Origin of the sequence: Comamonas sp. 23, assembly GCF_049601575.1 — a bacterium.
GTDB classification, from domain to species: domain Bacteria; phylum Pseudomonadota; class Gammaproteobacteria; order Burkholderiales; family Burkholderiaceae_C; genus Comamonas; species Comamonas squillarum.
The window spans coordinates 432,900-446,917 of record NZ_CP187127.1 but is presented as its reverse complement, the minus strand read 5'-3'; the positions used below and the strand labels follow the sequence as shown (position 1 = coordinate 446,917).

The following is a 14,018-nucleotide window of genomic DNA, read 5'->3' as shown; positions in this document are numbered from 1 at the left end:
CATGTCCCGAATCACCCGCAAATCCCGCGACGACCTGCCCGCCGCAGAGCAGCCGCTGTGGGACCGCATGCTGGCCGCTGGCGACTTTGCCGACCAGGCCGGCGTCATGGCGCAGCGCCTGCCGATCTTCTCGCAGACCTGGGCGCTGCTGCTGCAGCTGGGCCAGGAAGCGGTGCTGCCCAAGCGCTACACCGAGCTGGCCATCGTCACCGTCTCGCTGCTCAATGCATGCGAGTACTGCATCGACCACCATGGGCCCAAGCTGCTCGTCGAAGGCCTATCGGCCGAAGGCGTGCGGACCTTGCTGGACTATGCCAGCCACCCTGAACTGAACGAGGTGGACCGCCTGGTGGTGGAGTACGCGATCGCCGTGACCCGCAACTGGAGCCAGACGCGCGACGAAATCTTTGCGCGCCTGCACCAGCATTTCAGCGAAGCGCAGATTGTGGAGCTGACCTGGCGCACCGCGCTGTGCGGCGCCTTCAACCGCTTCAACGACATTCTGCAGGTGCAGACCGCGCCATTGGCCACCCCGGCAGCCAGCGAGGCGGCGGCGCAGGTCTAAGGGCAGAGGCACCGTGATGGATTTATGGGAATGAGCCGACAGCCCCGGCGTGAACTGCGCCTCAACACTTTTCAGATGGCCGCGCCCTCCCACAACTGGGCGGGCCTGTGGAAGCACCCGCGCGACAACCAGGCGCAATACCACCAATTGCGCTACTGGGCGGGCATGGCCCGCACGGCAGAGCGCGGCCTGCTCGACGGCATCTTTATCGCCGATGTGTTTGGCATCTACGACGTCTACGCGGGCAATGCCGATGCGGCGCTGGTGGCAGGGGCCCAGTCCCCGCAGCTCGACCCGACGATGCTCATCTCGGCCATGGCCCTGGTGACCGAGCACATCGGCTTTGGTGTGACATCGAGTCTGAGCAACGACCATCCGTTTTCCTTCACACGGCGCTTTGGCACCCTGGACCACCTGACCAACGGCCGCCTGGGCTGGAACATCGTCACCGGCTACCTGGAAAGCGGCGCGCGCGGCCTGGGCAGCGATAGCTTGCGCGACCATGACGAGCGCTACGAGGTAGCCGAAGACTTCATGGCCGCGATCTACCAGCTCTGGGAAGGCAGCTGGGAGGCCGGTGCTGCCGTGCGCGACAAGGACACAGGCGTGTTCACACACCCCGAGCGCGTGCATGCCGTCGCCCATGACGGCCCCTACTACCGCGTGCATGGCCGGGCGCTGGCCGAGCCCTCACCCCAGCGCACACCCCTGCTGTACCAGGCTGGCAGCTCCGCGCGCGGCCAGCAGTTTGCCGGCCGCCATGCCGAGGCCTGCTTTATCAATGGCCCCACACCTGCGGCAGCGGCCAAATCGGTGAAGGCCTTGCGCGAATCAGCCCGCAACGCCGGGCGCGATCCCTACGATCTGCTCACCCTGCTGGGCGCCACCGTGATCGTTGCGCCGACGACCGCCGAAGCCCAGGACCTGCGCGACGACTACCGCCGCTACCTGGACAGCGCCGGCCAGCTGGCGCTGGTCTCGGGCTGGACCGGCATGGACCTGTCCCAGCTGGGTCTGGACGATGTGCTGCCCTTTGCCAAGACCAATGCCATACAGTCCACCGTCGAGCACCTGACCCGCAACACGCCACAGCCGCCCAAGGTCCGCGATCTGCTGGATTTCAGCCCCGTCGGTGCGCGCGCACCGGTCTTCATCGGCTCGCCGGTTGATGTGGCCGACCAGATGGCCCATTGGGTCGCCGAGAGCGATATCGACGGCTTCAACCTTGTGCGCACCGTCATGCCCGAGAGCCTGGACGCCATCGTCGACCTGCTGATCCCCGAGCTGCAAAACCGGGGCATGTTCAAGACGCGCTATGCGCAAGGGACACTGCGCGAAAAGCTGTTCCCGGCAGGGGGCAAGCTGCTGCCGGCCAGCCATCCGGGCGCCGCCTACCGGCGCTGATGTTCCAGCAGACGGCCACAAGGACCACCCACAAAAAACAACCCCCACCACCCGGAAACAGGCGATGGGGGTTGGCACATCAGCGCAGACAGCCGCTTTAGGCTTCCGGCATCAGCGGCTCGCCCAGGTTCAGCATCAGGCGGTTGGCCCAGGCAAAGATCGCGTCCGAGTGCAGGAGGTCCAGCACCTCGCCGTCGTTCAGGCCCTCGGCCTTGAGCGCATCGATGTCGGCGGCGTTGATGGCGGCGGGCTGCTCGGTGATCTTGATCGAGAACTGCACGATGGCCTTTTCACGCGCCGTGGTGCCGGCGGTGGCGGGCTCTTCGAACACCTGGGCGATGGTGTCGCTGCGCTTGGCCAGCTGCTCAAAGCGCTGCGCATGGACCGACGCGCAGTAGACGCAGCCGTTGATGCGCGAGACCACGGTGGAGCCCAGCTCACGCTCGGCACGCGAGAGGCCGCCGGGCGCATACATGATGGCGTTGAAGGCGGTGGAGCGCTCGCGCAGGATCAGCGGCTGGTGCACCAGGAACAGGTAGTAGTCCGAGGTCTTGGCCTTGGGGTGGCTTTCTTCGAGCACGGCCATCTGGTCGGGCGTGGCCTGGCCCAGCTGGACCACATCCAGCCAGGCCTTCCACTCCAGCGATTCGTTGGTAAAGCCGTGGGCGCGGATGACCTGGGCGGGTTGGAATGCGGCGGGCGTGCTCATGCGGTGGCCTCCTCGGATGCTTTCATGGCTTGCAGGCCGGCGACAAGGCGGACCTGGTAGGAGAGAAACGCGATCAGCTGCGACAGCGCCACAACGGCCGGGGTGCTGATGCCTGCGGCTGGCAGGGTTTCCAGCGCCGCCTTGTCGCCCTCGATCGGGTTCTCGATCAGGGTGCGGGTAAAGGCCAGCATGGCGGCCAGGCGCGGGTCTTGCGCATCCTGGGGCTGGCCGGTCTCGGCGACGGCGATCAGTGCAGCATCGACTGCCAGCTGCTGCAGGCGTTCGCGGTAGTGGGCAACCAGCTCGGGCGCAGGGGTCAGGCGGCAGGCGTAGAGCGCAACCAGCAGGCGCTCGGCCAGGCTGATGCCCGGCAGCGCCGGATCAAACAGCGCCTGGTAGCTGCCCTGGGTGGCGGCCACCACCTTTTCACGCTGGTGGCGCGCCGCATAGGTGCGGCTGCCCGGTGCCAGACCGACCAGCCGGTCGATCAGGTCATCGCTGGGGGATGTGGACATGCAAGACTCCTTGGATTTATGGTTGTGCAGCGCCGGCCTTGGCCGCCACCGCGCGTTCTAGAAACTGCAGCACGCCCTGCCAGGACGCGGCATCGGCATGGGCGTTGTCGGCCGGGTTGCCACCGCCGGTGCTGACCTTGCCCGAGACCGGGTGCGCGTAGACCAGCTGCGTGGTCGGCACATAGGGGAACAGGATCGCGTGGCCGGCGCGCTCAAAGTCCAGCCACTGCACATCGTGCGGGTGCTGCACCTCGGCCAGCTTGTCGCGCACCATCTGCGAATACACGCTCGACGGCCAGGAGCCATCGTCGGTGGACGACAGCAGCATCACCGGGCCCTGGATGCGCTCGACCGGGATGCGCGCACGCGCCACGGCCTCGGCATCAAGCAAGGCGGTGCGCATCGCGCGCTCATGGCGGTGGGGCGATGGACCTTCGTCAAACGGTGCCCAGCTGGCTGTGCGGTTGTTCTCCCAGATGTGGGTCAGCGGTTTGCCGCCCAGCAGCCAGGTCGGGCCTTCGCGCCCCACCTGCGGGTCGCAGGCGTTCTGGCCGCTGTGCACAAAGGCGCTGGGCACATAGCCCACCACGGCCGATACCTGCTGCGCAAAGGTCGCCCCCAGCAGCAGCACCAATTCCCCCCCGCGCGACTGGCCGCTGAGCGCGACAAAGTCATGCGCCGGTTGCACCGTGCGGCGCAGCCATTGCAGGCCTTTTTCAAAATACTCCAACGGGGTGTTAGAGATGTAGGGCGACAGGCCCGGCGCCTTGAAATAGGCCAGCGCAAAGGCCGCATAGCCGCGCGATGCATAGAGCGCCGCGCGCGGCTCATTGATGCCGCCGCCCGAGCCGTTGACGATCATCACCGCCGGGTGCGGGCCCGGGCCAGCGGGCAGGTACAGGGTACCGACCAGCCCGTCCTCGCGCACCTCGCGGCGGGTCACGCCGGGGGCTGCGAGCTGCTGGCTCAAGCTTGCCTGCGCCTGCGCAGTGCCTGTGCTGGCCTGCAAGGTCGTCAGCAGCGCATCGGTCACCGGCTGGTTGAACAGCTCGCGGCTGGTGGATGCCACCGGGCTTTGCGACCAGACCAGACCCATGCCATCGGCACCGGCATAGCTGCCGGAGACGGGCGCATCGCGGCGCAGATCTACCGTCCCCTTAGCATCGGCGATGAAACGCGCCTGCGAGCGCCACAGCACGCCGCTGCGCGGGGTCTCGGCAGTCACCTCCACCGTCTCACCGGGCTGGGCGCCTTCGATACGGATGTGGCGTGCCACATCGATCAGCGCGTCCGCCTGGTCCATCGTGATGGACAGCTGGACCATCAGGGTGCCACCTTGGTCACCATCGATGCGGTGGTGCGGTCGCTGCTGAACGGGGTGACCTTCAGGCCCTTCTTCGCAGCCCAGATATTGCGGTAGTGGAACAGCGGGATGATGCCCACATCATCGGACACCACCTTGGCCGACTGGCGCAGGATGCTCTCGCGCTTGGCCATGTCGAACTCTTCGGTGGATTCGGTCAGCGCCTTGTCCACGGCCGGGTTGCTGTAGTGGCCCCAGTTGGAGGCGCCCAGGCCCTTCTTGGCATCGACCGTGGCCAGCACGTTCACCAGCGCATAGCTGGCCTCGCCAGTGCCATTGCCCCAGGCAAGCATGCTCATCGCATATTCGTTCTTGTTGGCGCGGCCCGAGTACACGGCCCAAGGCACCACCTCCACCTGGGTCTTCACGCCAATGCGGGTCCAGAACTGGGCCACCACCTGGGCGGTTTCCGGGCCTTGTGGGTAGCGGTCGTTTGGCACATGCATGGTCAGCTTGAAGCCTTCGGGGAAGCCGGCATCGGCCAGCAGCTTCTTGGCCTTGGCGGCATCAAAAGGAATGTTCTTGATGTCGGGGTTGTAGCCATAGGTGTTCTTGGGCATCCACTGGTTGGCCTCGGTGGCCGCGTCCTGCAGGATGCGGTCGACGATGGCGCCGCGGTTGATCGCCAGGTTCAGCGCCTCACGCACGCGCTGGTCCAGCAGCGGGTTCTTCGCCAGCGGCTTGCCGGCGTTGTCGGTGATATAGGCATTGGGCGCCGGGTTGAAGCTGGGCTGCAGCAGCATCACGCGCAGGCCGTCATAGGGGTAGACGGTGACATTGGGCGCATTCTTCAGGCGCGCGAGATCAGAGACCGAGACCTTGTCGATCACATCCACATCGCCGGCCAGCAGCGCAGCGGTGCGCGATGCGGCATTGTTGATGTAGCGGTAGTTGACCTTGTCCCAGATCGGCTTGTCACCCCAGTAGCCATCGTTGCGCTGCATCACCACGCGGTCGCCTGGCGTGTAGGACACCCATTTGTAAGGGCCCGAGCCGACCATGGCCTTGCCCGAGTTGTAGTCTTCGGTGGCCGATTTTTCGCCCACATGCTTGCTGACGATGTGCACCGAGGCCAGGTTCAGCGGCAGATCGGGGTTGGGGATGTTGGTCTTGATGATCAGCGTGTGCGGGTCCTTGGCCGTCACCGATTCGACGGTGCGCAGGTAGCCGGCAAAGGTGGCCACGCTGCCGGGCACGGCGCGGGCGCGCTGGTAGGAGTAGATGACGTCCTCGGCGCTGAAGGCCTTGCCGTCCTGCCACTTCACATCAGTGCGCAGCTTGAACTCCCAGGTCTTGGGGTCCAGGTTCTTCCAGCTCGCAGCCAGGCCGGGCTGCAGCTTGTTGTGGTTGTTCTGCACCAGCAGATCCCAGAAATGCAGGTCCACCGAGCGGTCGCCGGCATGGTTGTTGAGCTGGGGGTCCATCGACGAGACCGGGTCGGCAAAGCCGATGTTCAAGGTCTGCGCATGGGCAGCCAGGCCAGCGCCCATCAGGGCAGCGGTGAGGGAAGAGACGATGATGCGTTTCATGGCGAACTCCTGGTGAAACTGTGAAAACGGTTCGAACAAATACGGAGAAAAAGGCGGCGCTCAGCTGAGCGCTCAGGCGTCGTTCAAATGGCAGGCGCTTTGGTGCTGGATGGCGATGCCCTTGAGCTGGGGCGCCTCCACCTTGCAGCGCGGCATGGCACGCGGACAGCGCGGATGAAAGTGGCAGCCGCTGGGTGGGTTGAGCGGGCTGGGGATTTCACCCTGGATGGCCGAGTAGGTCTTGTGGCGCGCGTTCATGTTCGGCACCTCGGCCAGCAAGGCCTGGGTGTAGGGGTGGTTGGGCCGGGCAAACAGCTCCTCGACCGGCGCGGTCTCGATCACGCGGCCCAGGTACATCACCACCACCCGGTCGCAGATATGCTCGACCACGCCCAGGTCATGGCTGATGAACAGATAGGTCAGGTGCAATTGCTCGCGCAGGTCCATGAACAGGTTCAGGATCTGCGCCTGGATCGACACATCGAGGGCGGCGACCGCCTCATCGCAGACCAGCATGCGGGGCTGCACGGCCAGCGCGCGGGCAACGCCGATGCGCTGGCGCTGGCCACCGCTGAACTGGTGCGGGTAGCGGCTGCGCAGCGCGGGGTCGAGCCCGGCGCGCTCCATCTGCGCGCAGACGTAGTCGTCAAAACCAGCCTGGTCGACCAGACCATGGATACGGGCCGCCTCGCCAACGATCTCGTCCACGCGCAGGCGCGGGTTCAGGCTGGCGTACGGGTCCTGGAAGATCATCTGGATGCGCAGGCGCTCGACATGGCGCTCGGCCGGCGTCAGGCTGGCCATGGCCTTGCCGGAGAACAGCACCTCGCCATCGGACGGGGGCAACAGCCCCGCCGCGATGCGGCCCAGGGTGGACTTGCCGCAACCGGATTCGCCCACCAGGCCCACCACCTCGCCGGGGCGCACCAGCAGATCGACCTGGTCGACCGCGCGGGTGACCGGGTGGGGCTTTTCCAGCCCCAGGCTTTGCAGCAGTCGGCCACCGATGCCCGGCTTTTGCTCGCCAAAGCGCTTGCTGACCTGGCGCAGCTCGACCACCGGGGTGTCTGCCGCGCTGTCGGCTGCTGTGGTATTCGTCATCTCGTTCATACGCGGGCCTCCAGGCCTTGCGGCGCGGTGGCACCAAGGGTGCTTGGGGCGCTGGCGGTCAGCGCCGGGTGAAAGCAGCGCACCAGGCGGCCGGGCAGCGGCTCGGTCTGCTCAGGCTGGGCCTGGCAGGCGGCAGTGGCGCGGGTGCAGCGCGCGGCAAAGGCGCAGCCGGGAGGAAGCTGCAGCATATTGGGCGTCATGCCGGGAATCTGCTGCAGGCGGCTGCCGCGCCGGTTGTTGGCCGGCAGGCTGCCGATCAGGCCAGCGGTATAGGGGTGCAGGGGGCTGTCCAGCACGGCATCGACGCCGCCTTGCTCAACGATGCGGCCGGCATACATGACAGCCACTTCATCGGCCAGACCGGCCACCACCGACAGGTCGTGCGTGATCCAGATCAGCGCCGTGCCCTGCTGGCGCGCGAGCTTTTGCACCTCGGACAGGATCTGCGCCTGGATGGTCACATCCAGCGCCGTCGTGGGCTCGTCGGCAATGATCAGATCGGGCCGGTGCAGCATCGCAGTCGCAATGGCCACGCGCTGGCGCATGCCGCCCGAGAGCTGGTGCGGGTAGGCCTGCAGGCGCTCGTCGGGGCTGGCAATGCCCATCATCGCCAGGGTCTCGCGGGCCCGCTCACGCGCCTGGGCCTTGCTGGCCGAGGTGTGGGCGCGCACCGCTTCGATCATCTGCGTGTCCACGCGCAACACGGGGTTGAGCGTCATCATCGGGTCCTGGAAGATCATCGCGATGCGGTTGCCCTGCAGCTGGCGCAGCTCGCGCGGCTTGATCTTGGTGATGTCGCGGCCCTGGAACAGCACCTCACCGCCGGTCACGCGGCCCGGTGCATCGACCAGGCCCATGATGGAAAAGCCGGTGACGGACTTGCCCGAGCCGGACTCGCCGACCAGGCCCAGGATGCGGCCGCGCTCCAAGGTGAAGGACACATCGTTGACCGCGCGCAGGGTGCCGGCGCGGGTCGCAAACTCGGTGCGCAGATTACGCACCTGCAAGGTGGGCACGCTGCTCATCGGGTGTTCCTCGGGTTCAGGACATCGCGCAGGCGGTCGCCCACCAGGTTGATCGCCACGATGGTGACCAGCAGCGCAATGCCGGGGTAGAAGCTGATCCAGTACTGGCCCGAGAGCATGAACTGGTAGCCGTTGGAGATCAGCAGGCCCAGCGAAGGCTCGGTCACCGGCACGCCCAGGCCCAGAAAGCTCAGGGTGGCCTCCAGGGTGATGGCGCGGGCGATCTGCAGGGTGCCGATCACGATCAGCGGCGGCAGGCAGTTGGGCAGGATGTGGCGCACCATGATGCGCCAGTTGGGGATGTCCAGGCAGCGCGCCGCCTCGACATACTCGCGCCGGCGCTCGACCAGGGCCTGGCCGCGTGCCGTGCGGGCGTAGTAGGCCCATTCCAGGATCACCAGGGTCAGCACCACATTGCCCACGCCCTTGCCCAGGTAGGCGAGGATCATCATCGCCACCAGGATCGAGGGGAAGGACAGGATCAGGTCCACCACGCGCATGATGATCGTGTCGGTCTTGCCACCGGCATAGGCGGCCAGCAGGCCCAGCAAGGTGCCCACCACGCCGGCAATCAGCGCCGAGCCCACGCCCACCAGCAGGCTGATGCGCAGGCCGTAGAGAATCGCCGAGTACAGATCGCGCCCCTGGCCATCGGTGCCCAGCAGGTAGTGGAAGCTGGCCAGCCCATTGGCTGAGCCCGGCGGCAGGCGCGCATCGAGCACATCGAGCTGCTGCAGGTCATAGGGGTTCTGCGGCGTGATCCAGGGCGCGACGAGCGCCGCCAGGATCAGCACGACGGCGACGATCAGGCCAAACAGCGCCAGGCGCGAGGCCAGAAAATCGGCCACATGCGCGCGCCAGGGCGAAGGCTGGCGCAGCGCCGCGGCCGGGGCCGTGCCCACGGGGGCGTTGGCAGGGGTGTTGGTGCCGCTCATGCTGCGCCCTCCAGGCGCACGCGGGGGTCGAGCACCTTGTACAAGATATCCACGATCAGATTGAGCGTGACAAACAGGCAGACCACCACCACCAGGTAGGAGACGATGACGGGACGGTCCAGCGCATTGATGCTGTCCAGAATCAATTTGCCAGCGCCCGGCCAGGAGAAGATGCTCTCGGTCACCACCGCAAAGGCGATGGTCGAGCCCAGCTCCAGGCCCAGCACGGTGACCAGCGGAATCATCGTATTGCGCAGCACATGCAGGCCCACCACGCGCAGCGGCGACAGGCCCTTGGCGCGGGCAAATTTCACATAGTCGAGCGGCAGCACCTCGCGCACACCGGCGCGCGTCAAACGGATCACCAGCGAGATCTTGAACAGCGACAGGTTGATCGCAGGCAGCAGCATGTGGCGCAGGCCATCGGTGGTCAGAAACGACCACTGCGCGCCCAGGAACTCCACCGTCTGGCCGCGCCCGCTCGACGGCAGCATGCCCAGCGACACGCTGAAGGTCATGATCAGCATCAGGCCGACCCAGAACGTGGGCAGCGAAAAGCCCACGATGCTGCCGGCCATGATGGATTTGGAAAACCAGCTCTCGGGGTAGAGGCCGGCCAGCAAACCCAGCGGCACGCCCAGCACCACGGCGATGACCAGCGCGGCAATCGCCAGCTCCAGGGTTGCGGGCAGGCGCTGCAAAATCAGCTCGATCGCCGGCACGTTGTAGACAAAGCTCACGCCCAGGTTGCCCTGCAGCGCGCCGCCCACAAAGCCCAGGTACTGGCGCCACAGCGGCTGGTCAAAGCCCAGCTGGGCGATGATGCGCGCGCGCTCGACCTGGTCCACGTCCTGGCCGATGAGGATATCGACCGGGTTGCCGATGGCATGCAGTCCGACGAAGACGATGACCGTCATCAGCAGCACCACCACCACGGCCTGCGCAAGGCGGCGCAGCAGCCAGCCGATCATGGTGCGCCCGCCTTGTCCAGCAGTGCGGTGGCCTGGCCAGGTGGTTCAGCCGGCGTCCACTCATCGCCAAACACCTCGGGGTCGCTGAAGGCCTGCAGCTTCTCGAAATGCCACTGCACATCTTCGGCATACAGGCGGCTGCTGATGCCCTGTGCCAGGCGCTCGGCGCCCACGCTGATCGCAGGAATATCGCCGGACACCGTGCCATGCGTCAGCGCGGCCGGGTAGGAGAACGCATGGATGCGCTCCAGCCCCGGGCAGGCGCCGGGAATCTTTTGCTGCAGCTCGAAGGCCGGGCCCAGGTCGGGCGAATCGGACAGCTCCTGGTCGTCCTCGCCCTCGGGGTGGCGGTAGCGGTCGCCCCAGTTGCGCACATGGGCGGCAAAGGGCGCAAACTCGCTGCGCGCATTCCAGTCGATGCGAAAGCCGGTGGAGAACACGACAAAGTCCAGGTGGAACACGCCCTTGGAGGTATGGACGCGGATCTCGTCGCCGGTCCATTCCATGCGCTCGATCGCGCAGCCCAGGTTGAAGCGGGCATTGGCATGGCGCGAGACGCGCAAGGTGCTGCCCCGGGGTGGCGGCACCTGCTGCACATTGATGTAGTGGCGGATCTTCCACTTCCAGTCGTCGGGCAGCTGCAGGTGGCCATGGGTCAGGCCCGGGCTGCCGGCACCCTTGCCCTTGTTGACGCGGGGAATGTCGTTGCGGCGGATCAGCAGATCAACGCTGGCCGCGCCGCTCTCCAGCGCCGTCGCTGCGCTGTCCATCGCCGAGGCACCGGCCCCCACCACGCCGATACGCTGGCCAGCCAGTTGGGCGTAATCGGTGCTGTCTGACGAATGGGCCCAACGGTCGCGCGGCAGGCTGCGTGCCATCTCGGGCACATAGGCGCCGCCCAGGCCGTCGCGGCCGGTGGCCAGCACCACATGGCGCGCCAGCACCTTGCGTGCGCCGCCGGGCGTCTCCAGATCGAGCTGCACCACGCCATCGGCGCCGCGTGGGCGCACGGCCAGCACCTTGTGGCCGTTGTGCACCGGCAGCGCCAGCACCTGGCGGTACCAGCGCAGGTAGTCCATCCACTGCAGGCGCGGGATCTTGTCGAGCGCCTCCCAGGCCTCCAGGCCGAACTGCGACTCGAACCAGGCGCGGAAAGTGAGCGCCGGTTTGCCCAGCGCCGGGCCGGTGAGCTGCTTGGGTGAGCGCAGCGTTTCCATGCGCGCCGTCGTCGCCCAGGGGCCTTCAAAGCCCGCCGGCGACTGGTCAAAGATCTCGGCCGGCACGCCCATGAAGCGCAGCGCCGCGCATGCGGCCAGGCCCGACATGCCGCCGCCGATGATGGCCACGGGCAGCACCGGCTCGCCCTCCAGCGCGGTCTCGGGCAGCCAGTCCTTGGCGGGCAGGTCCAGCCAGGCCAGGTCCTGGCGCACCCGGGCTTCGAGTGCGGCCAGCCCCTGGGGCGGCAGTAAGCGTTCGTCGTTCATGCGTGGTTCTCTCAAAATTCTGGTGTGCCCGCAGCGGGCCGCTGGCCCTCGGGCAGCATTTCTTCCAGCAGCGCGGCGTGGGCGCGTGCGTCATGCAGTACAAAGCCGGGCAGCAGCGCCTGCGCCACCTCGGTCAAGGCCTGGCACAGCGCATCCATCGCAGGCGTACACGGCGTGGCCTGCTGGCTGACCACGCCAAACAAAAACGGGATCTCGGTATCGAGCGGGCGTACCACCACGCCTTGCAAAGGCAGGCCCAGCGCCGTCACCGGCTCCAGCACCGACACGCCCAGGCCGGCGCGCACGGCGGCCATCGCATTGACCGAAGCATTGGTTTCCATGAACTGGGTCTCGCCCGGCTGCGCGCCCGGGCGGGCAGCGGCAAAGGCTTCATCGAGGCGGCCACGCAAGCGGTAGGGGTTGGCCATGGTGATGATGCGGCGCTCGGCCAGTGCCAAAAGCGGCACCACGTCCAGCGCGGCCAGTGGGTCCGCTTCGGGCAGCACCGCCACGCAGGGCGCGCGGCCAATCCAGTGCACCTGCAGGCCCCGGTGCTCCAGCGGCAGGCTGCTCACGCCCAGCTGGGCGGCCCCCGTCAGCACGCCTTGCGCCACCTGCTCGGGCGAGGCGCTGCGCAGCTGGATGTGCGAGATGCTCTGCGCCATCGCGCCTTCGAGCCGCGCCAGCGCCGCAGGTACCAGGCCCGCGGCCAGCGCCGGCGTGGCCAGCAGGTTCAGCGGGCGTTGGCTGCCGCCTGCAATCTCGCGGGCACGCTGGCGGATCTGTTGCAGGCTGTGCAGCGCATGGGCCACATCCTCGTACAGCAAAAAGCCTTGTTCATTCGGGGTAATGCGCGGGCCGTTGCGGCTGAACAGCGCGTAACCAATCTCCTGCTCCAGCTCCTGCACCAGGCGGCTGATCGCGGGCTGCGAGCGGCCCAGCATGCGCCCGGCGGCCGTCACGCTGCCGGTCGAGATCACGGCCGCGAAGGCCTCAAGCTGGCGAAGTTCCATGGGTATTGAATGCGAAAACCGCATTCTGAGCTATCGAGTATGCAATCCACAAATACTAAATAGACATATCCAAATAGCAGAAGCGTATTTACCCGAGTACCAGGCGACCTGCGCTATGCCGTAGCCACGCAAAAAAGGGAGCATGCGCTCCCTGCGTGACGGCCGTTTCCGGCTGCTTCTAGCTCAAAACTCGCTCAGAGCCCCAGCTTCTTGGCCACATAATCGGCGTCCTTGTCGCCCCGGCCCGAGAGGTTGACGAGGATGTTCACCCCCTTGTCCAGCTGCGGCGCGATACCCATGGCCCAGGCGACGGCATGGGCGCTTTCGAGCGCCGGGATGATGCCCTCGACCCGCGACAGGGTCATGAAGGCGTTGAGGCAGGCCTGGTCGTCCACGGCTTGGTAATCGACCCGGCCCAGGTCCTTCAAGTAGCTGTGCTGCGGGCCCACGCCGGGGTAGTCCAGGCCCGAAGCGATGGAATGCACGGCCGCAGGGCTGCCATCGGCGTTCTCCAGCACATAGCATTTCATGCCATGGATGGCGCCGGGCTTGCCCACCGACAAGGTGGCGGCATGCTTGCCCGGCTGGTCCACGCCCTCGCCCGCTGGCTCCACGCCCACTAGCTTGACACTGGCATCGGGCAGAAAGGCCGTAAAGATGCCCATCGCATTGGAGCCACCGCCCACGCAGGCGGCCACATAGTCGGGCAGCTTGCCGTGCCGGGTCTGGAACTGCTCGCGCGCCTCGCGCCCGACGATGGACTGGAAGTCGCGCACCATCTTCGGAAACGGGTGCGGGCCCACCACCGAGCCGATCGCATACAGGTAGTTCGTCGGATCCTTGAGGTATTCCTCAAACGCGCTGTCCACCGCCTCCTTCAGAGTCGCCTGGCCAAAGGTCACCGGCACCAGCTTGCAGCCCAGGATGCGCATCTTGGTGACATTGGGGTGCTCTTTTTCGATATCGACCTGGCCCATGTGGATCTCGCAGGGGATGCCCACCAGCGCGCAGGCGGTGGCCAGCGCCACGCCATGCTGGCCGGCGCCGGTCTCGGCAATCACCTTGGTCTTGCCCATGAACTTGGCCAGCAGCGCCTCGCCCAGGCAGTGGTTGATCTTGTGCGCCCCCGTGTGGTTGAGGTCCTCGCGCTTCAAATGGATCTGCGCGCCGCCCAGCTGCTCTGACAAACGGCGGGCATGGAAGATCGGGCTGGGGCGGCCCACATAGTCCTGGAACAGCTGCTGGAGTTCGTCCTGGAAGTCCTGGCGCTGCACGATCTGCTCGTAGGCCTCGGCGATGTCGTCCATGGCCTTTTTCAGATGCGGGGGCACCAGCTGGCCGCCGTAGTCACCAAAGAAACCGTTGGCATCGGGCATCTCAGCAAAGTTCATCATG

13 protein-coding genes are annotated in these 14,018 nt (G+C 66.7%); 2 read left to right on the top strand and 11 right to left on the bottom strand.

Annotation, left to right across the window (positions count from 1 at the left end):
• Position 1 precedes the first annotated feature (1 nt).
• Both ACPEE1_RS01795 and ACPEE1_RS01790 read left to right on the top strand, forming a co-directional pair.
• Positions 2 to 565: a carboxymuconolactone decarboxylase family protein gene (locus tag ACPEE1_RS01795; protein WP_116927591.1), complete on the top strand. Its 564-nt coding sequence runs from the start codon at positions 2 to 4 to the stop codon at positions 563 to 565.
• A 30-nt stretch (positions 566 to 595) separates the two neighbouring features.
• Positions 596 to 1,969, top strand: coding sequence for an LLM class flavin-dependent oxidoreductase (locus tag ACPEE1_RS01790; RefSeq protein WP_423935043.1), 1,374 nt, complete (start codon positions 596 to 598; stop codon positions 1,967 to 1,969).
• Positions 1,970 to 2,066: 97 nt separating this feature from the next.
• Here ACPEE1_RS01790 and ACPEE1_RS01785 read toward each other — a convergent pair whose 3' ends face one another.
• The 11 genes from ACPEE1_RS01785 to trpB all read right to left on the bottom strand — a co-directional run bounded on the left by ACPEE1_RS01785 (position 2,067) and on the right by trpB (position 14,017).
• Positions 2,067 to 2,678 carry a peroxidase-related enzyme gene (locus tag ACPEE1_RS01785; protein WP_021024826.1) on the bottom strand — a complete coding sequence of 204 codons (612 nt, stop codon included), beginning with the start codon at positions 2,676 to 2,678 and terminating at the stop codon, positions 2,067 to 2,069.
• A complete protein-coding gene (locus tag ACPEE1_RS01780) occupies positions 2,675 to 3,193 on the bottom strand; it encodes a CMD domain protein (protein ID WP_116927594.1) in 519 nt (172 codons plus the stop codon). Before ACPEE1_RS01780 ends, ACPEE1_RS01785 begins: the two co-directional genes overlap by 4 nt.
• Before the next feature lie 16 nt (positions 3,194 to 3,209).
• Positions 3,210 to 4,517: an acyl-CoA thioester hydrolase/BAAT C-terminal domain-containing protein gene (locus ACPEE1_RS01775; protein WP_423935042.1), complete on the bottom strand. Its 1,308-nt coding sequence runs from the start codon at positions 4,515 to 4,517 to the stop codon at positions 3,210 to 3,212.
• Entirely contained in the window at positions 4,517 to 6,085 is a 1,569-nt protein-coding gene (locus ACPEE1_RS01770) for an ABC transporter substrate-binding protein (protein ID WP_423935041.1), read from the bottom strand. The genes ACPEE1_RS01775 and ACPEE1_RS01770 overlap by 1 nt, the downstream gene beginning before the upstream one ends.
• A gap of 72 nt (positions 6,086 to 6,157) precedes the next feature.
• Positions 6,158 to 7,186 carry an ABC transporter ATP-binding protein gene (locus tag ACPEE1_RS01765; protein ID WP_423936374.1) on the bottom strand — a complete coding sequence of 343 codons (1,029 nt, stop codon included), beginning with the start codon at positions 7,184 to 7,186 and terminating at the stop codon, positions 6,158 to 6,160.
• Between the two features lie 5 nt (positions 7,187 to 7,191).
• On the bottom strand, positions 7,192 to 8,220 hold the full coding sequence (locus ACPEE1_RS01760) for an ABC transporter ATP-binding protein (RefSeq protein ID WP_116927597.1): 1,029 nt from the start codon (positions 8,218 to 8,220) through the stop codon (positions 7,192 to 7,194).
• Positions 8,217 to 9,155, bottom strand: a complete 939-nt coding sequence (locus ACPEE1_RS01755) for an ABC transporter permease (RefSeq protein ID WP_116927598.1) — start codon at positions 9,153 to 9,155, stop codon at positions 8,217 to 8,219. The genes ACPEE1_RS01760 and ACPEE1_RS01755 overlap by 4 nt, the downstream gene beginning before the upstream one ends.
• Complete coding sequence (locus tag ACPEE1_RS01750) at positions 9,152 to 10,126, bottom strand: ABC transporter permease (protein ID WP_423935040.1); 975 nt, start codon at positions 10,124 to 10,126, stop codon at positions 9,152 to 9,154. The genes ACPEE1_RS01755 and ACPEE1_RS01750 overlap by 4 nt, the downstream gene beginning before the upstream one ends.
• On the bottom strand, positions 10,123 to 11,610 hold the full coding sequence (locus tag ACPEE1_RS01745; protein WP_116927600.1) for a SidA/IucD/PvdA family monooxygenase: 1,488 nt from the start codon (positions 11,608 to 11,610) through the stop codon (positions 10,123 to 10,125). The genes ACPEE1_RS01750 and ACPEE1_RS01745 overlap by 4 nt, the downstream gene beginning before the upstream one ends.
• A gap of 11 nt (positions 11,611 to 11,621) precedes the next feature.
• Positions 11,622 to 12,623: a LysR family transcriptional regulator gene (locus ACPEE1_RS01740; RefSeq protein WP_116927601.1), complete on the bottom strand. Its 1,002-nt coding sequence runs from the start codon at positions 12,621 to 12,623 to the stop codon at positions 11,622 to 11,624.
• 194 nt (positions 12,624 to 12,817) lie between these two features.
• Positions 12,818 to 14,017 (bottom strand): tryptophan synthase subunit beta, encoded by a 1,200-nt coding sequence (trpB, locus tag ACPEE1_RS01735; RefSeq protein ID WP_409935115.1) that lies wholly within the window; start codon positions 14,015 to 14,017, stop codon positions 12,818 to 12,820.
• Position 14,018 lies beyond the last annotated feature (1 nt).